The sequence below is a fragment of the Weizmannia sp. FSL W8-0401 genome (genome assembly GCF_038009125.1).
Classification (GTDB): Bacteria; Bacillota; Bacilli; order Bacillales; family Bacillaceae_C; genus Weizmannia; species Weizmannia coagulans.
Map to the genome: position 1 here is coordinate 50,897 of NZ_JBBPAG010000001.1, position 22,617 is coordinate 73,513.

Below are 22,617 nucleotides of genomic sequence, written 5' to 3' on the forward strand. Positions count from 1 at the left end.
ACAGAAATGTTTGTCGGATCCGCTTTTTCTTTTTGCTGTTTCGGACAAAAATCGCCGAATCACACGAAAAAAACCGGCCTTTAACGGGCCGGTTTTTTCAAAACGAATATAGCGGCGGAGGGGATCGAACCCCCGACCTCACGGGTATGAACCGTACGCTCTAGCCAGCTGAGCTACGCCGCCATGGCTTAAATGAAAAAGCACATTTTCTATAATAACGGCACTGCACCCATTTGTCAACTTCTCTTTTTGAAAAAAATTGTAAAATGCATCGCATATTTGTGGAAAAAGTCGAACTTTTCTTTGGTGTTGCATTGGAATTTTGACAAACTTTTAAAACTTGTCCTTTTATAATTGCTTGTATCAAAGTGATGAGGGGGAGTTTATGATGAATTTGGGGAAAGTTGAGCGGGGAATGATCGAGCAGGGGGGCCATGTGGATCTTGAGGAAACAAAAAAAGAGTTTGCGAAAGGGTGGAAGCAGCTCCGGGGGAAATTTGAATCGTTGTTTATCCAAAAAGGCATCAGCCTTTTGATCATCGGCTTTTTGCTGGGAAGGGCCCTTATTTTGTCCCATTTTACGCCGTTTGCATTGCCGTTTTTCGCAGCTGTCTATGTGATGAAACGGGATAAGGCGCCCATCACGCTGCTCGGCCTCACTGCGGGCGGATTAACATTATCCGTTGCGAACGGGATGTACACGCTGGCTTCGACCATCCTCTTTATTCTTGTATTCAGGTTGTTCGGCAAATACCATAAAGAGGAAACACGGGTGCTGCCCTTTTACATCTTTGCTGTCTCGCTCGTTTCAAAATGCGCTTATCTTTATCTTCAGCAGCAGTTCCAGCTCTCTTTTTATGACGGCCTGATGGCGGGTGTGGAATCGTGCTTAACCTTTATCCTTACCATGATATTTATGCAAAGCATTCCAATCTTATCACAAACAAGGCGAAAAAAAACATTAAAGACGGAGGAAGTCGTCAGCCTCATCATTGTGCTCGCGTCCGTTTTGACCGGGACAATCGGCTGGACGGTGAACGGGCTGTCCGTCGAGCATATTTTTTCGCGCTATCTTGTCCTGCTGTTTGCGTTTGTCGGCGGTGCGACGGTCGGTTCCACTGTCGGGGTTGTGACCGGCCTCATTTTCAGCCTCGCCAACGTGTCCAGCTTTTATCAAATGAGCCTGCTTGCGTTCGCAGGGCTCCTGTGCGGATTGTTAAAAGAAGGGAAGCGTGGGGGTGCTGCTGCCGGGATGCTTGTTGCCACCCTGCTGATTACGATGTACGGCGATGCCGGGGCGTCTTTAAGCGCTGCGCTGTATGAAACATGCGTGAGCATTGCCCTTTTCTTTTTAACGCCGTCCCCGTTTACGGCCAAAATGGCGCGGCATATCCCGGGGACAGCCGAATATATGAAGGAGCAGCAGCAATATTTAAGGAAAGTGCGCGATGTGACGGTTCACCGCGTGGAGCAGTTCTCGTCCGTTTTCCAGGCGCTGTCCAAAAGCTTTTCGCAGTATGACCATACGAAAGAAGAGGAGGACCGCGAACGGGATCTGGATTATTTTTTCAGCAATGTCACGGAACGGACATGCCAGACCTGCTTCAAAAAAGAGCAGTGCTGGGCGAAAAACTTTGATAAAACATATGATTTGATGAAAATGACGATGGAGGACCTGAGTGAAAGGGACGGAGCGGTTTCGAGGCGTGTCCATCGCGAATTGGAGAAACATTGTGTCAGGGCCCAAAAAGTGGAAGAAGCGATCAACCAGGAATTGACGTTTTACCAGGCCAATCAAAAGTTCAAAAAAATGATCAAAGAAAGCCGGAAAATCGTCGCAGAACAGCTGCAGGGCGTTTCGGAAGTCATGGGGGATTTTGCAAAGGAAATTCAGCGGGAGCGCGAGAACCATCAGCGGCAGGAAGAAATGATTCTTGAGTCATTACAGGACTTCGGGCTCGATATTGACCAGGTGGAAATTTACAGCCTGGAATCGGGCAATATTGACATTGATATAACCTTGCCGCAGTACAGTGGCTATGGCGAATGCGAAAAGATCATCGCGCCAATGCTTTCCGATATATTAGGGGAAACAATTGTTGTCCAGAAAGAAGAGTTCGGTTCGCAGTCGGGCGGGCTTGGCTATGTGACATTCCGTTCGGCAAGGGCGTTTGTCGTCGACACTGGTGTGGCGCATGCCGCAAAAGGAGGCGGTTTTATATCCGGTGACAGTTATTCAATGATCGAGCTTGGCTCAAGAAAGTATGCCATTGCCATCAGTGACGGCATGGGAAACGGCGAGCGCGCCCATCACGAAAGCAATGAGACACTGAGGCTTTTGCGGCAGATTTTGGAATCGGGCATAGAAGAAAAAATTGCGATCAAATCGGTGAACTCCATTCTGGCGCTGAGGACGCAGGAAGAAGTGTTTTCCACGCTTGATCTGGCGATGATCGACCTGCAGGATGCAAGCAGCAAATTTTTAAAAATCGGATCGACGCCGAGTTTTATCAAACGCGGCGATAAAGTGATCAAAATTGAATCCGGGAATTTGCCGATGGGCATGATCCAGGAATTTGATGTGGATGTCGTTTCCCGGCAGCTGAAAGCCGGCGATATTTTAATCATGATGAGTGACGGGATTTTGGAAGGCCCGCGTTACATTGAAAACCCGGAATTATGGATTAAGCGGAAAATCCGGGAGCTGGAAACGGAAAATCCCCAGGAAATTGCCGACCTGTTCATAGAAGAAGTGATCCGTTCGCGATCCGGTTTAATTGAAGATGATATGACGGTCGTCGTTGCAAAAATCAAACACAATACGCCGAAATGGGCGGCTATCCCGGTCAGCAAAGGGAAAAAAATGATCTCTTAGATGCCGTGCCACACTGAATGCGATACGTGCTGAAACGGCCGGGCCGAAACGGCGGCTGCAAGCAGAAACAGCGCACGTGTCCACGATCAGCTAAAAATGCGGTACGGAAAGGATAAAATTGAATATTCAGGCGGGGCACCTATGCTAAAGCGTGCAGGGCGGGCAAAAGGGTGAACATCAGCCGCCGCACATTTTCAGGACAGAAGCCTGTGCCGCAATGAATGCGGCAACAGGAGAAAAGGAATGGACATCAACGGGCACCATTTTTCAGGATAGAAAAGGAGGCGGGCGGCCGGATAAGGGAATTTCGTTAGGATTGGAACGTTTGCTTGATAAAGCGCCCGAATTTCAGGCGGGCACTTTACAAGCGAAGATATGTCTGAAAAGCGGGAATTAAATAGAAGAAGCGGAAGGCAACGGTATATATTTTCTCCCGATTGTCGATGATGGTAAAAACGCAAGAAATGCCGTCAATGACAAGGAGGAGAAAAGATGAATGCAGGCACTTTAAAACAAATTTTGCTGATTACGGACGGATGTTCAAACCAAGGGGGTGATCCGGCTGCAGCTGCGGCACTGGCAAGGGAAGCAGGCATAACCATTAATGTAATTGGCGTCATGGAACGGGATATCATTGATGAAAAAGGGGCAGCGGAAATTCAAAATATCGCCATGTCAGGGGGCGGCGTCAGCCAGATCGTATATACGAAACAATTATCGCAAACTGTGCAAATGGTCACACGGAAAGCGATGACCCAGACGATTCAGGGAATCGTGAACAAGGAATTAAAACATATTTTGGGAAGTAACGGATCCATTGAAGCACTGCCGCCTGAAAAACGCGGCGATGTGTTGGAGGTGGTGGATGAGCTGGGGGAAACAGTGGATTTGGACATTCTTGTGCTTGTCGATACAAGCGCAAGCATGAAACCGAAGCTTGAGACGGTAAAAGAAGCTTTGCTTGATTTGTCTTTAAGCCTGAATGCGCGGATGGGAAATAACCAATTTTCAGTTTTTATATTTCCTGGGAAAAGGAAAGAGACGGAGAAACTGCTTGACTGGACACCGAAACTGGAATCACTGGCGGCAATATTTCCGAAACTGCAGACAGGCGGGATTACGCCGACAGGGCCGGCCATTCATGAGGCGATCCGCCATTTTGACCGGAAAAGGAAGCTGAGGGGATATCATACGCATGATGACGGACAATACTTTGAAGAATCCATTTAATGATCCGCCGGGTACGGTTGTGACGGGGAAATGGCATAAAAACCGGTACAGATTGCTAAAGCGCCTTGGGGCCGGTGCAAATGGCGCAGTATATCTGGCGGAATCGGCGGCCGGTCTGGTTGCATTAAAAGCCGGTGTGAGCACTGCCCAGATGGCCTCCGAGTCCAGCGTACTAAAAACCATATCCAAGGCCCGGGGGCAGTCCCTCGGGCCTTCCTTTTTGGAAGCGGATGACTGGGAACGCGGGCGGGAGGTCATTCCCTTTTATGTCATGGAATATATAGAAGGCCCGGACCTGCTTTCCTTTGTTTCCGGGAAAGGTTTTTCCTGGGCGGCAGTGCTTGTGATCCAGCTTCTTTCCGATTTGCAGCATTTGCATGAACAGGGATGGATTTTCGGGGACTTGAAGCCCGAAAACTTGCTGGTCGGGACGCCTGGAAACAGGATCCGCTGCATTGACCCGGGCGGGATGACAAAGATCGGGCGTTCTGTAAAAGAATTTACGGAGTTTTTTGACAGGGGTTACTGGGGGTTGGGATCGCGGAAAGCCGAGCCCTCCTATGATTTGTTTTCCGCCGCAATGGTGATGATCAATCTCGCTTATCCGAACCGGTTTTTAAAAAAACAGGCAAATGGCTTCCCGCAGCTGATGGCGGCGGTCAGGCAACATGCCGGGCTGTGCAAATTTGAGGCGGTGCTGCGGAAAGCGCTGGGGGGTGGATACCAGACAGCTTTTGAAATGAGGCAGGACATGCTTAATCTGCTGACTGCGGACGGAGAAAAGAAGAAAGCCAAAACAACGCACAGGCCGGAAAAACAAAAACCCGGACAGTCTCGTTCAAAAAGGCGCAGATTCCGAAAATTTAAAAGGTTCGTGGCTGCCATGATGATCATCTTGATGATCTCTATGTTATACTGGTATTATACTTACGGACAAACCAGCATCCCTTTTTAAATATCCACAAATTTATGCCGGTTCATGCGGCGGCTCCTTGTCCGGGATTTCAGCATGGGCGAAAAGATGCGCGCAGCGGCAACATGCGGGTACGGGCAAGGATGGCCATCACATGTTTTATTGAGACAGGCGCCTTTTTATAAAGAAAAGCATCGCAAATTTCCGGCCGTTTAAAAATGCCAGCGCAAATTTTTACGAAAACGTCCATGCGGCAAGATCAGCGCCAAAGGGGTGGAAATAAATGTTCAGGATAAATACACCGGCACCCATTCTCAAGGCGGAATATGTTTAGAAATTTGGAAATGCCCGTGTTACAATGGAAATAACAAAACGGTACCGAAAAGGACAGGTTTTATGCTCGCATTTGAGGACAACGTATTCCATTTTATCAGGAAACACCAGCTGATTGAGGCGGGAGACCATTTGCTCGTAGCGGTTTCCGGCGGGCCGGATTCCCTTGCGCTCCTCCACTTTCTCACTTCGCGGATAGAGCGCTTCCGTGTAAAGATAACAGCCGCCCATGTCAACCATATGCTAAGAGGGGAAGCGTCCCGTAAAGACCTTTTGTTTGTCAAAAGCTTCTGTGAATCTTGCCGTATCGGTTGTGAAACGGCAGAAATCCCGGTGCTGGAAAAAGCGGAGGAAGAAGGCCTTGGCATTGAAGAGGCAGCGAGAAAATACCGGTACGCTTTTCTCGCTGAAGCAATGGAGAAAACCGGCGCCAATAAAGTTGTACTGGGCCACCATGGCGATGACCAGATGGAAACGGTGCTTATGCGGCTTACCAGGGGCGCAGGCGGAAAGGGAAGGGCAGGCATTCCGTTTCGCCGGCCGTTTGCAAAGGGTGACATCATCCGCCCGCTGTTGGGCACGACCAAAAAAGAAATCATAGATTACTGCGCCCATTATCATCTGGAGCCGCGCACCGATGAAAGCAACGCATCCCCCGCCTTTGCAAGAAACCGGTTTCGCGCGTCCGTACTGCCTTTTCTACAAAAAGAAAATCCGCGGGCCCATTTGCATTTTCAAAGATTCAGTGAAGAGCTTTTGGAAGATGAAACCTATCTTTACGGGCTGGCGCAGGAGAAATTAAAGCAGATGGCGGAAACAGGGCCCGGAACTTGCACGCTCGATCTCCGGAAGTTCAAAGAGATGCCTATGCCTTTACAAAGGCGGGCGATTCATCTAATATTAAAATATCTTTACAATGAAGACATAAAAGACGTCACAGCGATACATACAGATGCCGTTTTAAAACTGGCTTCAGGCTCCAATCCGTCCGGGAGCGCCGATCTCCCCGGCGGATTAAAGGCTGTAAGGGATTACGGGCGCATGGCCTTTTCTTTCGGGCGCCGCCCCGCCCGTTCTGCATATCAATACGTCTTGGATGAAGGGATGAAGATTGATCTGCCGAACGGGTATACGATAAAGCTTGTAAAAAGCAAAATTTCATATTCATCCCTGCCAAAGAATATGCTATTATTACACATAAACGACACTTCTCTCCCCCTTATTGTTCGTACAAGGAAACCGGGGGACAGAATTGAAGCAAAAGGACTAAATGGTTCAAAAAAGGTAAAAGATATATTTATTGATGAGAAAATTTCAAAGCCGGAGCGGGATTTGTGGCCGGTTGTAACCGATTCAAAAGGGAACATCCTGTGGCTTCCGAATCTGAAAAAAGCAAAATTTGAATCCGGGCTTATTTTACCTGATGAAACCTATTATGTCGTGCACTATTGTAAGCAAACAACTTCTAGGGGGCAATCGCAAGATGAATCAGGATATTGAAAAAATCCTAATTGCAGAAGAGGAAGTCCAGCGAAAAGTAAAGGAATTGGGGGAGCAGCTGACGAAGGAGTATGATGGCAGATTTCCGCTTGCAATCGGGGTATTAAAAGGCGCCATGATGTTTATGGCCGATCTTGTCAAGCATATTGATACATATTTGGAAATGGATTTTATGGACGTATCGAGCTACGGGAATTCCACTGTTTCATCCGGGGAAGTCAAAATCTTAAAAGACTTGGATACCTCGGTGGAAGGGCGCGATGTCTTGATTATTGAAGACATTATTGACAGCGGGATGACGCTCAGTTACCTGGTTGAATTGTTCCGCTACCGGAAAGCAAAATCCATTAAAATCGTCACATTGCTCGACAAACCATCGGGACGGAAAGCGGACATCCAGGCTGACTACGTCGGTTTCATTGTCCCGGATGAATTCGTTGTCGGATACGGCCTTGATTATGCGGAAAAATACCGCAACCTTCCGTATATCGGCATCCTGAAGCCGGCTGTTTATACCCATGAGGGGGAATAAGAATTCCGGAAAAAGAGGACTATCCTTGTGAAATTCAGGCTATATGTATGGAAAAGCAGACGGTCTGTGAAAAAAAGATGAAAAACGGGTGCAAAATATTGTTAAATTAAAAACCACTATAGTACTATTGAATATAGTTTTTTAAGACCGTGGGAGGAGGTAAGGAATGAATCGGATCTTCAGAAATACAATTTTCTACGTATTATTATTTGTCGTCTTGATCGGGATCGTAAGTTTTTTTAACCGCAGCAACGAAACGACGGAAACGATATCCTATGATCAATTTGTTTCTTATTTGGATAAAGGCAGTGTAAAGAGTATAACAACGCAGCCTTCAAGGGGCGTTTATGAGATCCGGGGCCTGCTGAAAGACGGCAATAAACAGTTTATTACGTATGTCATGGATGACCAGTCCATGCTGAACCGGATCGATAAAGCGGCGCACGATCAAAAAGTGAAAGTCGATGTCCTCCAGGCAAAAGAAACGAATGGATGGGTTTCTTTCCTAACGTCCATTATTCCGTTCGTGATTATTTTCATTCTGTTCTTCTTCATGATGAATCAGGCACAGGGCGGGGGCGGCCGTGTCATGAATTTCGGGAAGAGCAAAGCAAGGCTTTACAATGACGACAAAAAGAAAGTCCGTTTCCGTGATGTTGCCGGCGCGGATGAAGAGAAACAGGAACTTGTCGAAGTCGTCGAATTCTTAAAAGATCCGCGTAAGTTTTCCGAACTGGGTGCCCGTATACCGAAAGGCGTACTGCTTGTCGGGCCTCCGGGAACCGGTAAAACATTGCTGGCAAGGGCAGTTGCAGGTGAAGCAGGGGTTCCTTTCTTCTCCATCAGCGGTTCTGATTTTGTCGAAATGTTTGTCGGTGTCGGCGCAAGCCGGGTACGTGATTTGTTTGAAAATGCGAAGAAGAACGCGCCTTGTATTATCTTTATTGATGAAATTGACGCAGTCGGGCGCCAGCGTGGTGCAGGGCTCGGCGGCGGTCATGATGAACGCGAACAGACGTTGAACCAGCTGCTTGTTGAAATGGACGGATTCAGCGCCAATGAAGGGATCATCATTATTGCGGCAACAAACCGCCCGGATATTCTTGATCCTGCACTTCTGCGGCCGGGGCGTTTTGACCGCCAGATTACGGTTGACCGGCCGGATGTCCACGGGCGTGAAGCTGTACTGCGTGTCCATGCGCGCAATAAACCGCTTGACCCGTCCGTCGATTTAAAAGCGATTGCCCAGCGGACACCGGGTTTTTCCGGAGCCGATTTGGAAAACCTGCTCAATGAAGCAGCGTTGATTGCGGCGAGGGCTTCCAAGAAAAAAATTGACATGCAGGACATTGATGAAGCGACAGACCGCGTCATTGCCGGACCGGCGAAAAAGAGCCGGGTCATTTCAGAAAAAGAACGCAATATTGTGGCCTTCCATGAATCTGGGCATACCGTTATCGGGCTCGTGCTCGATGAAGCGGAAATTGTCCAGAAAGTGACCATTGTGCCGCGCGGACAGGCCGGCGGGTATGCGATGATGGTGCCGAAGGAAGACCGTTACTTCATGACAAAACCGGAATTGCTCGATAAGATTACGGGGCTTCTTGGCGGCCGTGTATCCGAAGAGATTACGTTCGGTGAAGTGTCAACGGGCGCATCCAACGACTTTGAACGCGCAACCGGCATTGCGAGAAGGATGGTAACTGAATTCGGGATGAGCGATAAGCTCGGTCCTCTCCAGTTCGGTTCTTCGCAAGGCCAGGTATTTTTGGGCAGAGATATTAACAATGACCAAAATTATTCCGATAAAATTGCTTACGAAATTGATACGGAAATTCAAAATATCATCAAAACCTGTTATGAACGGGCACGGCAGATCTTGCTCGAACACCGCGACAAGCTGGAGCTGATCGCAAAAACGCTGCTTGAAGTGGAAACATTGGATGCAAAACAAATCAAGCATCTGTTTGAACACGGCACGTTGCCAGAACCGTCTGCGAAGCCACAGGATCCGGCTGAAATCGGCGGGACCGAGCCGCGCGTGAACCTGCAGCCGAAGCAGGGCGGCATAAAAGAAGTGGATCCGGGTGCCGGAAATAATTCGGATAACGGGATGCCGGAAGAAAAGCGCCCGGGGAAACTGGGGCCGTCAAGACCGGTAGATGATGACCAGCTTTAATATTGTGTAAAACCACTTTAAAAAGCACCGTCTGAAAAAAGGCGGTGTTTTTTTATGGCAGCGGGAACCAAATGAAAGCATTCTCTAAATCACGGAGATTATGGTATGATGGTTGCATAAAAACTAAACAGAAAAACAAAGTGGTGAGCATAATGTTATTGGTGATCGATGTTGGGAATACAAACATTGTATTAGGTGTATACGATAAAGATGAATTAAAATACCATTGGCGCATTCAAACAGTAAGGGATAAAACAGAAGACGAATACGGCATGTCCATGAAAGCCTTGTTCCGCCATGTCGGCATTCACTTTAAAGATATTACCGGCATTATTATTTCTTCTGTGGTGCCCCCGATCATGTACGCACTGGAGCGGATGTGCAGCAAATATTTCCACGTTTCGCCGCTGATCGTCGGCCCGGGGGTTAAAACAGGGCTCGACATTAAATATGATAATCCGCGTGAGGTCGGGGCAGACCGGATTGTCAATGCAGTCGCCGGCATCCACGAATACGGCAGCCCGTTAATTATTGTCGACTTCGGGACAGCAACCACTTATTGTTATATTAACGAGGAAAAGCAGTATATGGGGGGAGCCATTGCGCCGGGCATCAGCATCTCGGCGGAAGCCCTGTACTCGAGAGCGGCAAAACTGCCCCGGATAGAAATCGCGAGCCCGGATGATATTATTGGCCGGAACACCGTCAGCGCCATGCAGGCAGGCATTGTTTTCGGCTATGTCGGGCAGGTTGAAGGTATCGTGTCCCGGATGAAAGCAAAAAGTAAAAAAGACCCGGTCGTCATTGCAACAGGCGGGCATGCGCCCCTCATTGCAAAAGAATCAAAAAGCATTGATATTGTCGACCAATTTTTGACTTTAAAAGGGTTGCACTTGATTTATAACCGAAACTTACAGCATTAAAGGAGGATTTTTCTTTTGGCGGATTATTTAATTAAAGCATTAGCGTATGACGGACAGGTCCGGGCATACGCTGCGGACACAACGGAAACCGTTGGAGAAGCGCAACGGAGGCACTACACCTGGCCGACGGCTTCCGCCGCGCTGGGCAGAACGTTAACAGCAGGGGCGATGATGGGGGCCATGCTGAAGGGGGATGAAAAAATTACGATCAAAGTGGAAGGCGGCGGCCCGATCGGTGTCATTCTGGTAGATGCGAATGCACACGGGGAAGTCCGGGGCTATGTTACCAATCCGCAAACCCATTTTGATTTAAACAAAAAAGGAAAGCTGGATGTCCGGCGTGCAGTCGGGACAGACGGGACGCTTACTGTTGTGAAAGACCTCGGACTGCGCGAGCATTTTTCAGGCCAGGTTCCGCTTGTATCCGGCGAGCTTGGCGAAGATTTTACGTATTATTTTGCCGCTTCCGAACAAGTGCCATCTGCAGTCGGTGTCGGGGTGCTGGTCAATCCTGACAACACGATTCTGGCTGCCGGCGGGTTTATCATCCAGTTGATGCCGGGAACAGACGAGAAAGTCATCTCGGAAATTGAAAATAAAATTTCCGATACCGCGCCGATTTCCGAACTCATCCGCGAGGGGCTTTCTCCGGAAGAAATATTGGCAAATCTGCTCGGCAAAGAAAATGTGCAGATATTGGAGAAAATGGCAGTACGGTTTGAATGCACCTGCTCCAAAGAAAAATTTGCTTCTGCCATGATCGACCTCGGCAAACAGGAGCTCCGGGACATGATCGAGGAAGACGGACAAGCTGAAGCCGTCTGCCATTTTTGCCGCCAAAAATACCATTTCAGTCGTGAAGATCTGGAACAAATGCTGGAAGAAGCAAAAGGGTAAGGTAAAAGCCGTGAGGGCAGGAGATTTTCAGCAAAACGGCCTTCCTTTTCAGATGAATGCGGGCCCCTCGAGCGCGAATAGGCAGCTTTTAACCAAGTTGGCTAACCGGGGCCGGCCTGTTCGATTGCCGGAAGCTTGCCCCGCCGTTGCAATTAAGCCGCCGTTTGATCAAGAAGACCCGGCGCCAGTGGCTAAAAAAGCGACTCTTTGCCGTTTCCGTTTTCTTAGGCACTTTGTCATAGAATAGCAAGGCGTTTTGGTTGACAATTGCGTAAAAAGATGTTAATTTTTAGATATTAAACCAATAAAAATACTCGGAATATGGGGTGGATGATTTTGGCAAAGTATGTGAACTCTGTTGCTGAATTGGTCGGCAACACACCGGTTGTAAAAGTAAACCGTCTGACAAATGAAAATGACGCAGAAGTTTATTTGAAGCTGGAATATTTCAATCCGGCCAGCAGTGTCAAAGACCGGATTGCCCTTGCAATGATTGAAGACGCTGAACAAAAAGGGCGCTTAAAACCGGGCGACACCATTGTTGAACCGACAAGCGGCAACACGGGAATCGGGCTTGCAATGATTGCGGCTGCAAAAGGATACAAAGCTGTCATTGTCATGCCGGAAACAATGAGCATGGAACGCCGCAGCCTGCTGCGTGCATACGGGGCAAAGCTCGTTTTAACCCCGGGCTCTGAAGGCATTAAAGGTGCAGTAAACAAAGCGGAACAACTTGTAAAAGAAAACGGCTATTTTATGCTGCAGCAATTCAAAAACCCGGCCAACCCGGAAATCCACCGTTTGACAACCGGTAAAGAAATTATTGAACAAATGGGAGACCAGCTCGATGCATTCGTTGCCGGTGTCGGCACCGGCGGAACGATTACAGGGGCTGGCCAGGCGCTGCGCGAAGCTTATCCGGGCATCAAAATTTATGCGGTTGAACCGGATGACTCCCCGCTGTTGTCTGAAGGCAAACCGGGCCCGCACAAAATCCAGGGGATCGGCACCAACTTTGTCCCTGAAACACTCGATAAAGAAATTTACGATGAAATTATCCGTGTCACAACGGACCAGGCTTTCAAAGCGGCAAAAGATACAGCTGCAAAAGAAGGTATTCTCGGCGGGATTTCTTCCGGCGCTGCTGTTTATGCCGCGCTTGAAGTGGCGAAAAAACTCGGCAAAGGCAAAAAAGTGCTTGCCATCATTCCGGATACCGGCGAACGCTATTTGAGTACCCCGCTTTACCAGTTTGAAGACTAAGAACGGCAAAACCCGCGGAGGAACGGCCCCCGCGGGTTTTTCTTTTCGCAAACCTATGTATGCGGGTTGAAATGCAACCCCCTTCCTGCCTGAACAGTAAAGATTGGGATTTTCAGTGCAGGACCCGGGCCCGCTGCGGGAAGCCGGCATTTTTGCATATCGTATTAATCCCCGGCTGCGGATGTGGTAGACTATAATTATTGAACTGAGAAAAGGGGAGAACAGAAGTTGAAGTGTGGTCCGTTTACGTTCGACTTTACCCGAAAAACCTATGTGATGGGCATATTAAATGTAACGCCCGACTCTTTTTCGGACGGAGGGAATTTTTTTCAGCCTGAAAAAGCGGTGGAACATGCGTATCAGATGGTACAGGACGGTGCCGATCTGCTCGATATTGGCGGAGAGTCGACAAGGCCGGGGCATCAGCCGATATCAGCGGAGGAAGAACTGGACAGAATCCTGCCGGTCATTCATTCTGTGGCAGGAAAAGTCCAGGCGCCGCTTTCTGTTGATACGTATAAAGCGAGAACTGCGGAAGAAGCAATAAAAGCGGGCGCACATATCATCAATGATGTATGGGGGGCAAAACGGGATCCGGAAATCGCCGATGTAGCCGCACAGTACGATGTTCCGATTATTTTAATGCATAACCGCGAAAACCCGCAATATGAACATTTTATGCGGGACTGTTTGAACGATCTGTATGAAAGCATTACGATTGCAAAAAAAGCAGGTGTCGAAGACCGGCAAATCATCCTCGATCCGGGTATCGGGTTTGCGAAAGGTTTTCAGGAAAACATGGAAATGATGCGGAACCTCGACAAACTTGTTGGACTCGGCTATCCCGTCCTGCTTGCTGCTTCAAGAAAGCGCATAATCGGAAGCGTGCTCGGGCTGCCGACTGGCGAAAGAATGGAAGGCACCGGGGCGGTATGCTGTTTTGGCATCATGAAAGGCTGCCATATGGTCCGTGTCCACGATGTAAAACCCGTAAGCAGAATGGTGAAAATGATGGACGCCCTCGTCGGAAAAGGGGAACAGGATGGACAAAATTTATATTCATGATATGGAATTTTACGGTTACCACGGCGTATTGCCCGAGGAAAACAAACTGGGCCAGCGCTTCCGTGTATCCATCGTGCTTGGTCTGGATTTAAAGCGGGCGGGCGAAACCGACCGGCTGGAAGAAACCGTCAGTTATGCGGATGTCTATGCATGCGTGAAAAAAATTGTTGAAGGGCAGCCTTTCAAGCTCCTTGAAGCTGTTGCAGAAAAACTGGCTGCTTCCATTCTCGCTTTATATGAAAAAGTTGCGGAAGTCACAGTCAAAGTAACCAAACCGGACCCGCCCATTCCCGGCCATTACAAGTCCGTTGCGGTAGAAATTACAAGGAGAAGAAAGAATGGATAATCTCGCTTATTTGGCACTCGGATCCAATATTGAACCGCGATTTGATTATCTTCAGCACGCCGTCCGGTTGCTTGGAAACAACCCGGGCATAAAGGTTTGCAAAGCTTCATCCATTTATGAAACCGAACCTGTCGGGTACACAGACCAGGGACAGTTTTTAAACATGGCTGTCAAAATTGAAACGGGGTTATCCCCTTTTGGCCTGCTCGCTGCCTGCCTTGAGATTGAAAAAAAGTTACGGAGAAAAAGGAAAATTCATTGGGGGCCGCGGACCATAGACCTTGACATTTTGTTGTATAATCAGGAAAATATGAAAACAGAGAATCTTACCATTCCGCACCCGCGCATGCATGAACGGGCATTTGTTTTGGTTCCCCTCACGGAATTGGACAATGCACTTTGCGACCCTGTAACCAAAATCCCGTATGCGGAGCTGCTGAAAAAATGCGCAGACAAAGAAGGCGTCCGGCTGTGGAAACAGATCACAGGGGATACTGCTTTCTTGCCATAAAGGGTACCCCCGGGCATTTTAAACAACCCGGCGGCGGCTTTATACTGAAATACGGATTGGTGTATAACCGGTACGGAAACAACGACAGGCCATGTAACGGAGTACTGCCGGAGGAATCCCGGCAGTACTTGCTTGTATACATACAAAGAAAAAACCTGGTGAAAGGATGTCTGAACGCGAAAGATTGTGTACAATAATAGAGGTATACGTCTATAATGGCTAATGTTGGGCGGCAGAACCTTTCATACTTGAAGAGGGCGGAAAATAAGGAAAGGCGTCTTTCCTTTTCTATCATATTGGCCGGCATTTTTAACGATTGGAGGAAAAAAGATGAGTGGCGAAAATATAAATGAACAGTATCTGGTCCGGAAAGAAAAAATGGAGGCGCTCCGCGAAAAAGGGGTGGACCCGTTCGGCAAGCGTTTTGAACGGACAACCGACACGGAAGAATTAAAACAAAAATACGGCGAATGCACGGAAGAACAACTGGAAGAAAAAGAGATTCCAGTTGCCATTGCCGGGCGGATCATGACAAAACGGCGGAAAGGAAGGGCCGGGTTTGCCCATATCCAGGACTTGAAAGGGCAAATCCAGTTTTATATTCGCCAGGACGCAGTCGGCGAAGAACAGTACGAGTTATTCAAAAGCACGGACCTTGGCGACATTGTCGGGCTTAAAGGCACGGTTTTCCGGACAAAAGTGGGCGAATTGTCCGTCAAAGTCAAAGAATTTATTCTGTTAACAAAAGCGCTGCGCCCGTTGCCGGATAAATTCCACGGCCTGCGGGACATCGAGCAGCGGTACCGTCAGCGTTATCTCGACCTGATTATGAGTGAAGAAAGTAAAAACACGTTCATTACAAGAAGCCGCATTATCCAGTCCATCCGCAATTATTTGAACAAGAACGGCTATTTGGAAGTCGAAACGCCAATGATGCATGCCATTGCAGGTGGGGCGGCTGCACGGCCGTTTATCACCCATCACAATGCGCTCGATATCGACCTTTATATGCGGATTGCGATTGAACTCCACCTGAAACGGTTGATTGTCGGCGGGTTGGAAAAAGTCTATGAAATCGGCCGCGTTTTCCGCAATGAAGGAATCGATACCCGCCATAACCCGGAATTCACGATGCTTGAGCTGTACGAAGCATATGCGGATTTTAACGATATTATGCAGCTGACTGAAAACATGATTGTGCACACAGCAAAAGAAGTACTCGGCACCACCGCCATCCGGTACGGCGAACATGAAGTAAATCTTGAACCGGAATGGCGCCGCCTGCATATGGTCGATGCAATTAAAGAATATACGGGCGTCGACTTCTGGAATGTGACAAGCACCGAAGAAGCAAGGGCACTTGCAAAAGAACACCATATTGAAATCACGGAACATATGGAATACGGGCATATCGTCAATGAATTTTTCGAGCAAAGGGTAGAAGAAAAACTGATCCAGCCGACTTTCGTTTACGGGCACCCGGTCGAAATCTCGCCGCTTGCTAGAAAAAATGAAAAAGACCCGCGGTTTACAGACCGGTTTGAACTGTTCATTGTCGGCCGTGAACATGCCAATGCCTTCACCGAACTGAATGACCCGATCGACCAGCGCGAACGTTTCGTGAACCAGCTGAAAGAGCGCGAGCAGGGGAATGACGAAGCGCACCAAATGGATGAAGACTTTATTGAAGCATTGGAATACGGCATGCCGCCAACAGGAGGACTCGGCATCGGCGTTGACCGGCTTGTCATGTTGCTGACCAATGCCCCGTCTATCCGGGACGTGCTGCTCTTCCCATTAATGAAAAGCAGGGATTAAGCAAAGCAAAACTTACAAAAAGCAGCGGGGCAGGAACCGCTGCTTTTTGTAAACATCATTTTAAATAATATTAACGTTCAAGCGGCTGGTTTTTTGTGAATTGTATTGGCTACGGCCAGCGGTAAGCCTTTTTCTTGTTTTGCTGAAAGAGAGCAGGCTTCAGCTTGTTTGAAAAATAAATGGCGAAAAGCTGTTGCATTCGTACCAAATACATGGTATAGTATTATTCGTTGGCTAATTAAATGCCTACTTAAAAATACAGATTTGAAAAAGTTGTTGACAATAGTATTTGTTTGCAGTAGAATATTAAAGTCGCTTAGAAAACAACTTAGATTGTTCCTTGAAAACTGGACAAAATGAAACGTCAAATTCTTTTTGAGCTTTTATCAAACATCTTTACTGAGAGTTTGATCCTGGCTCAGGACGAACGCTGGCGGCGTGCCTAATACATGCAAGTCGTGCGGACCTTTTAAAAGCTTGCTTTTAAAAGGTTAGCGGCGGACGGGTGAGTAACACGTGGGCAACCTGCCTGTAAGACTGGGATAACGCCGGGAAACCGGGGCTAATACCAGATCGTTTTTTCCTCCGCATGGAGGAAAAAGGAAAGGCGGCTTCGGCTGCCACTTACAGATGGGCCCGCGGCGCATTAGCTAGTTGGCGGGGTAATGGCCCACCAAGGCAACGATGCGTAGCCGACCTGAGAGGGTGATCGGCCACATTGGGACTGAGACACGGCCCAAACTCCTACGGGAGGCAGCAGTAGGGAATCTTCCGCAATGGACGAAAGTCTGACGGAGCAACGCCGCGTGAGTGAAGAAGGCCTTCGGGTCGTAAAACTCTGTTGCCGGGGAAGAACAAGTGCCGTTCGAACAGGGCGGCGCCTTGACGGTACCCGGCCAGAAAGCCACGGCTAACTACGTGCCAGCAGCCGCGGTAATACGTAGGTGGCAAGCGTTGTCCGGAATTATTGGGCGTAAAGCGCGCGCAGGCGGCTTCTTAAGTCTGATGTGAAATCTTGCGGCTCAACCGCAAGCGGTCATTGGAAACTGGGAGGCTTGAGTGCAGAAGAGGAGAGTGGAATTCCACGTGTAGCGGTGAAATGCGTAGAGATGTGGAGGAACACCAGTGGCGAAGGCGGCTCTCTGGTCTGTAACTGACGCTGAGGCGCGAAAGCGTGGGGAGCAAACAGGATTAGATACCCTGGTAGTCCACGCCGTAAACGATGAGTGCTAAGTGTTAGAGGGTTTCCGCCCTTTAGTGCTGCAGCTAACGCATTAAGCACTCCGCCTGGGGAGTACGGCCGCAAGGCTGAAACTCAAAGGAATTGACGGGGGCCCGCACAAGCGGTGGAGCATGTGGTTTAATTCGAAGCAACGCGAAGAACCTTACCAGGTCTTGACATCCTCTGACCTCCCTGGAGACAGGGCCTTCCCCTTCGGGGGACAGAGTGACAGGTGGTGCATGGTTGTCGTCAGCTCGTGTCGTGAGATGTTGGGTTAAGTCCCGCAACGAGCGCAACCCTTGACCTTAGTTGCCAGCATTGAGTTGGGCACTCTAAGGTGACTGCCGGTGACAAACCGGAGGAAGGTGGGGATGACGTCAAATCATCATGCCCCTTATGACCTGGGCTACACACGTGCTACAATGGATGGTACAAAGGGCTGCGAGACCGCGAGGTTAAGCCAATCCCAGAAAACCATTCCCAGTTCGGATTGCAGGCTGCAACCCGCCTGCATGAAGCCGGAATCGCTAGTAATCGCGGATCAGCATGCCGCGGTGAATACGTTCCCGGGCCTTGTACACACCGCCCGTCACACCACGAGAGTTTGTAACACCCGAAGTCGGTGAGGTAACCTTTACGGAGCCAGCCGCCGAAGGTGGGACAGATGATTGGGGTGAAGTCGTAACAAGGTAGCCGTATCGGAAGGTGCGGCTGGATCACCTCCTTTCTAAGGGGAAAAGCGTAGGGCGCTCGTTCATCGGCGTACGGATTTCGAAGTCTTCGACTGAGATAAAGGAAACACGATGAGCCTTAAAGGCGAATCGATGCCCGCTTATCGTAGGGAGAAGACGTAGAAATACGCTAGCCGATAGCGCCCGGAGCTAGACATAAAAGGAAAACCTTCGGTTTTCCGAAATTAAGTTTGGCGTTTCCGTTTTGTTCAGTTTTGAAGGTCCAATCCTTCAGTATGTGTTCTTTGAAAACCGGATAGGAGAAATAAACCAAGTAAACCGAGAATCGCTTATTTTTGGATTTAAACCTTTTATGGTTAAGTTAGAAAGGGCGCACGGCGGATGCCTTGGCACTAGGAGCCGATGAAGGACGGTACAAACACCGATATGCTCCGGGGAGCTGTACGTAAGCTTTGATCCGGAGATTTCCGAATGGGGAAACCCCCTGTCTTTAATCGGACAGGATTCCTGCCTGAATCCATAGGGCAGGAAGGGCACACCCGGGGAACTGAAACATCTCAGTACCCGGAGGAAGAGAAAGCAATTGCGATTTCCCAAGTAGCGGCGAGCGAACAGGAAACAGCCCAAACCGGAAGGCTTGCCTTCCGGGGTTGTAGGACACTCATATGGGAGTTACAAAAGAACGGGGTAAGTGAAGCGGCCTGGAAAGGCCTGCCGGAGAAGGTAAAAGCCCTGTAACTGAAACTTCGTTCTCTCCCGAGTGGATCCTGAGTACGGCGGGACACGAGGAATCCCGCCGGAATCCGGGAGGACCATCTCCCAAGGCTAAATACTCCCTAGTGACCGATAGTGAACCAGTACCGTGAGGGAAAGGTGAAAAGCACCCCGGGAGGGGAGTGAAAGAGATCCTGAAACCGTGTGCCTACAAGTAGTCAGAGCCCGTTAACGGGTGATGGCGTGCCTTTTGTAGAATGAACCGGCGAGTTACGGTCTCATGCAAGGTTAAGCTGAAGAAGCGGAGCCGCAGCGAAAGCGAGTCTGAACAGGGCGAAAGAGTATGAGGCCGCAGACCCGAAACCAGGTGATCTACCCATGTCCAGGGTGAAGGCAAGGTAACACTTGCTGGAGGCCCGAACCCACGCACGTTGAAAAGTGCGGGGATGAGGTGTGGGTAGCGGAGAAATTCCAATCGAACTTGGAGATAGCTGGTTCTCTCCGAAATAGCTTTAGGGCTAGCCTCAAGCGGAGAGTTTTGGAGGTAGAGCACTGTTTGGACGAGGGGCCCTCATCGGGTTACCGAATTCAGACAAACTCCGAATGCCAAAAACTTATGCTTGGGAGTCAGACTGTGAGTGATAAGATCCATGGTCGAAAGGGAAACAGCCCAGACCGCCAGCTAAGGTCCCAAAGTATACGTTAAGTGGAAAAGGATGTGGCGTTGCTTAGACAACCAGGATGTTGGCTTAGAAGCAGCCATCATTCAAAGAGTGCGTAATAGCTCACTGGTCGAGTGACGCTGCGCCGAAAATGTACCGGGGCTAAACGTATCACCGAAGCTGCGGATGGACACCGTTTGGTGTCCGTGGTAGGAGAGCGTTCTAAGGGCGTTGAAGCCGGACCGGAAGGACCGGTGGAGCGCTTAGAAGTGAGAATGCCGGTATGAGTAGCGAAAGAAGGGTGAGAATCCCTTCCACCGAATGCCTAAGGTTTCCTGAGGAAGGCTCGTCCGCTCAGGGTTAGTCGGGGCCTAAGCCGAGGCCGAAAGGCGTAGGCGATGGACAACAGGTTGATATTCCTGTACCGCCTCTTCACCGTTTGAACGATGGGGGGACGCAGGAGGATAGGGCAAGCGCGACACTGGTTGATCGCGTCCAAGCAGTTAGGCCGGTGCGGAGGCAAATCCTTCGCGCCAAGGCGGAGCTGTGATGGCGAGGGAAATTAAAGTACCGAAGTTCCTGATTCCACACTGCCAAGAAAAGCCTCTAGTGAGGTGAAAGGCGCCCGTACCGCAAACCGACACAGGTAGGCGAGGAGAGAATCCTAAGGTGAGCGAGAGAACTCTCGTTAAGGAACTCGGCAAAATGACCCCGTAACTTCGGGAGAAGGGGTGCTTTTTGGGGTGTATGCCCCGGGAAGCCGCAGTGAATAGGCCCAGGCGACTGTTTAGCAAAAACACAGGTCTCTGCGAAGCCGCAAGGCGAAGTATAGGGGCTGACACCTGCCCGGTGCTGGAAGGTTAAGGAGAGGGGTTAGCCGCAAGGCGAAGCTCTGAACTGAAGCCCCAGTAAACGGCGGCCGTAACTATAACGGTCCTAAGGTAGCGAAATTCCTTGTCAGGTAAGTTCTGACCCGCACGAAAGGTGTAACGATCTGGGCACTGTCTCAACGAGAGACTCGGTGAAATTATAGTACCTGTGAAGATGCAGGTTACCCGCGACAGGACGGAAAGACCCCATGGAGCTTTACTGCAGCCTGATATTGAATTTTGGTACAGCTTGTACAGGATAGGTAGGAGCCTTGGAAACCGGAGCGCCAGCTTCGGCGGAGGCATCGGTGGGATACTACCCTGGCTGTATTGAAATTCTAACCCGCACCCCTTACCGGGGTGGGAGACAGTGTCAGGCAGGCAGTTTGACTGGGGCGGTCGCCTCCTAAAAGGTAACGGAGGCGCCCAAAGGTTCCCTCAGAATGGTTGGAAATCATTCGCAGAGTGTAAAGGCATAAGGGAGCTTGACTGCGAGACTTACAAGTCGGGCAGGGACGAAAGTCGGGCTTAGTGATCCGGTGGTTCCGCATGGAAGGGCCATCGCTCAACGGATAAAAGCTACCCTGGGGATAACAGGCTGATCTCCCCCAAGAGTCCACATCGACGGGGAGGTTTGGCACCTCGATGTCGGCTCATCGCATCCTGGGGCTGTAGTCGGTCCCAAGGGTTGGGCTGTTCGCCCATTAAAGCGGTACGCGAGCTGGGTTCAGAACGTCGTGAGACAGTTCGGTCCCTATCCGTCGCGGGCGCAGGAAATTTGAGAGGAGCTGTCCTTAGTACGAGAGGACCGGGATGGACGCACCGCTGGTGTACCAGTTGTCTTGCCAAAGGCATCGCTGGGTAGCTATGTGCGGAAGGGATAAGTGCTGAAAGCATCTAAGCATGAAGCCCCCCTCAAGATGAGATTTCCCACAGTTTAACTGGTAAGATCCCTGAAAGATGATCAGGTTGATAGGTCCGGGGTGGAAGCGCGGTGACGCGTGCAGCTGACGGATACTAATCGATCGAGGACTTAACCACGAAAAGCGGAGGTGCCTTGTTTAGCCCCGACAAGCGAATGTTCTGACCGGCATGGAGGCGTCTTTTGGCTCCGTGGCGGGCAGGTGATTCGACCTCGAGGGGCTAGGCACCGGAGCTGGACAATTCTCAAAGTTAGAAGCAGAAACGCATTCTCCGTTTACAGTTTTTTCTCCCATCCGGTTTTCAGGGAACACATCCCAAAATAAAATACAGGTCCGGTGATGATGGCGGAAAGGTCACACCCGAACACATCCCGAACTCGGAAGTTAAGCTTTCCAGCGCCGATGGTAGTTGGGGGTTTCCCCCTGCGAGAGTAGGACGTTGCCGGGCCATAATACGGAGGATTAGCTCAGCTGGGAGAGCGTCTGCCTTACAAGCAGAGGGTCGGAGGTTCGATCCCGTCATCCTCCACCATAAATATGAGCCATTAGCTCAGTTGGTAGAGCATCTGACTTTTAATCAGAGGGTCGCAGGTTCGAATCCTGCATGGCTCATCATATTTAGCAGGAGATAAGAATTTCAGCCTGTTCAAAGTCGCCCTGAAATTCTTTGTTATCTGCATCTTTTGCGGAAGTAGTTCAGTGGTAGAACATCACCTTGCCAAGGTGGGGGTCGCGGGTTCGAATCCCGTCTTCCGCTCCATTTTTTTCTCTTGCCGGGGTGGCGGAATTGGCAGACGCACAGGACTTAAAATCCTGCGGTAGGTGACTACCGTACCGGTTCGACTCCGGTCCTCGGCACCATTCAATGTATGCGCCCATAGCTCAATTGGATAGAGCGTTTGACTACGGATCAAAAGGTTAGGGGTTCGACTCCTCTTGGGCGCGCCATATACGGGAAGTAGCTCAGCTTGGTAGAGCACATGGTTTGGGACCATGGGGTCGCAGGTTCGAATCCTGTCTTCCCGACCATTCAAATTCGGGGCCTTAGCTCAGCTGGGAGAGCGCCTGCTTTGCACGCAGGAGGTCAGCGGTTCGATCCCGCTAGGCTCCACCAAAGAAGCATTGACTTTTAAATAAATAGGTGCTATAA

At 49.7% G+C, this 22,617-nt stretch carries 13 protein-coding genes, 8 tRNA genes and 3 rRNA genes; 23 read left to right on the forward strand and 1 reads right to left on the reverse strand.

The window, feature by feature from the left end; translation table 11 throughout:
- Positions 1–109: 109 nt before the first annotated feature.
- A tRNA-Met gene (locus NSU00_RS00265) sits at positions 110–183 on the reverse strand.
- 205 nt (positions 184–388) lie between these two features.
- Here NSU00_RS00265 and spoIIE point away from each other — a divergent pair.
- The 23 genes from spoIIE (at position 389) to NSU00_RS00380 (ending at position 22,581) form a co-directional block, all read left to right on the forward strand.
- Positions 389–2,875 (forward strand): stage II sporulation protein E, encoded by a 2,487-nt coding sequence (gene spoIIE, locus NSU00_RS00270; protein WP_340703897.1) that lies wholly within the window; start codon positions 389–391, stop codon positions 2,873–2,875.
- Between the two features lie 492 nt (positions 2,876–3,367).
- A complete protein-coding gene (locus NSU00_RS00275) occupies positions 3,368–4,105 on the forward strand; it encodes a VWA domain-containing protein (RefSeq protein WP_013858018.1) in 738 nt (245 codons plus the stop codon).
- A complete protein-coding gene (locus tag NSU00_RS00280) occupies positions 4,071–5,060 on the forward strand; it encodes a serine/threonine protein kinase (RefSeq protein WP_340703204.1) in 990 nt (329 codons plus the stop codon). Before NSU00_RS00275 ends, NSU00_RS00280 begins: the two co-directional genes overlap by 35 nt.
- A gap of 354 nt (positions 5,061–5,414) precedes the next feature.
- The gene (gene tilS, locus NSU00_RS00285; RefSeq protein WP_340703205.1) at positions 5,415–6,851 is read left to right on the forward strand and encodes a tRNA lysidine(34) synthetase TilS; all 1,437 of its coding nucleotides are present in this window, start codon (positions 5,415–5,417) and stop codon (positions 6,849–6,851) included.
- Positions 6,835–7,383: a hypoxanthine phosphoribosyltransferase gene (hpt, locus tag NSU00_RS00290; RefSeq protein ID WP_013858021.1), complete on the forward strand. Its 549-nt coding sequence runs from the start codon at positions 6,835–6,837 to the stop codon at positions 7,381–7,383. Before tilS ends, hpt begins: the two co-directional genes overlap by 17 nt.
- 166 nt (positions 7,384–7,549) lie before the next feature.
- Positions 7,550–9,562 carry an ATP-dependent zinc metalloprotease FtsH gene (gene ftsH / locus NSU00_RS00295; RefSeq protein WP_340703206.1) on the forward strand — a complete coding sequence of 671 codons (2,013 nt, stop codon included), beginning with the start codon at positions 7,550–7,552 and terminating at the stop codon, positions 9,560–9,562.
- A 152-nt stretch (positions 9,563–9,714) separates the two neighbouring features.
- A complete protein-coding gene (locus NSU00_RS00300) occupies positions 9,715–10,485 on the forward strand; it encodes a type III pantothenate kinase (RefSeq protein ID WP_017553409.1) in 771 nt (256 codons plus the stop codon).
- A 15-nt stretch (positions 10,486–10,500) separates the two neighbouring features.
- Positions 10,501–11,382 carry an Hsp33 family molecular chaperone HslO gene (hslO, locus tag NSU00_RS00305; protein WP_340703207.1) on the forward strand — a complete coding sequence of 294 codons (882 nt, stop codon included), beginning with the start codon at positions 10,501–10,503 and terminating at the stop codon, positions 11,380–11,382.
- A gap of 336 nt (positions 11,383–11,718) precedes the next feature.
- The gene (gene cysK / locus NSU00_RS00310; RefSeq protein WP_133537104.1) at positions 11,719–12,645 is read left to right on the forward strand and encodes a cysteine synthase A; all 927 of its coding nucleotides are present in this window, start codon (positions 11,719–11,721) and stop codon (positions 12,643–12,645) included.
- Between the two features lie 228 nt (positions 12,646–12,873).
- Entirely contained in the window at positions 12,874–13,710 is an 837-nt protein-coding gene (gene folP / locus NSU00_RS00315; protein WP_017554387.1) for a dihydropteroate synthase, read from the forward strand.
- Positions 13,688–14,056, forward strand: coding sequence for a dihydroneopterin aldolase (folB, locus tag NSU00_RS00320; RefSeq protein WP_013858027.1), 369 nt, complete (start codon positions 13,688–13,690; stop codon positions 14,054–14,056). Before folP ends, folB begins: the two co-directional genes overlap by 23 nt.
- On the forward strand, positions 14,049–14,567 hold the full coding sequence (folK, locus tag NSU00_RS00325) for a 2-amino-4-hydroxy-6-hydroxymethyldihydropteridine diphosphokinase (RefSeq protein WP_013858028.1): 519 nt from the start codon (positions 14,049–14,051) through the stop codon (positions 14,565–14,567). The genes folB and folK overlap by 8 nt, the downstream gene beginning before the upstream one ends.
- 330 nt (positions 14,568–14,897) lie before the next feature.
- Positions 14,898–16,385, forward strand: a complete 1,488-nt coding sequence (gene lysS / locus NSU00_RS00330; protein WP_019722065.1) for a lysine--tRNA ligase — start codon at positions 14,898–14,900, stop codon at positions 16,383–16,385.
- A gap of 395 nt (positions 16,386–16,780) precedes the next feature.
- A 16S ribosomal RNA gene (locus NSU00_RS00335) occupies positions 16,781–18,334 on the forward strand.
- Between the two features lie 319 nt (positions 18,335–18,653).
- A 23S ribosomal RNA gene (locus tag NSU00_RS00340) occupies positions 18,654–21,585 on the forward strand.
- Positions 21,586–21,799: 214 nt separating this feature from the next.
- Positions 21,800–21,915: ribosomal RNA gene (gene rrf, locus NSU00_RS00345) — 5S ribosomal RNA — on the forward strand.
- Together the 16S, 23S and 5S rRNA genes with 7 tRNA genes alongside form the textbook arrangement of a ribosomal RNA operon.
- A gap of 8 nt (positions 21,916–21,923) precedes the next feature.
- Positions 21,924–21,999, forward strand: a tRNA-Val gene (locus tag NSU00_RS00350).
- Positions 22,000–22,006: 7 nt separating this feature from the next.
- Positions 22,007–22,079: transfer RNA gene (locus NSU00_RS00355), tRNA-Lys, on the forward strand.
- A 73-nt stretch (positions 22,080–22,152) separates the two neighbouring features.
- A tRNA-Gly gene (locus NSU00_RS00360) sits at positions 22,153–22,227 on the forward strand.
- Between the two features lie 12 nt (positions 22,228–22,239).
- Positions 22,240–22,328: transfer RNA gene (locus NSU00_RS00365), tRNA-Leu, on the forward strand.
- 10 nt (positions 22,329–22,338) lie between these two features.
- A tRNA-Arg gene (locus NSU00_RS00370) sits at positions 22,339–22,415 on the forward strand.
- 4 nt (positions 22,416–22,419) lie between these two features.
- Positions 22,420–22,496 (forward strand) — tRNA-Pro (locus NSU00_RS00375).
- A 9-nt stretch (positions 22,497–22,505) separates the two neighbouring features.
- Positions 22,506–22,581, forward strand: a tRNA-Ala gene (locus NSU00_RS00380).
- Positions 22,582–22,617 lie beyond the last annotated feature (36 nt).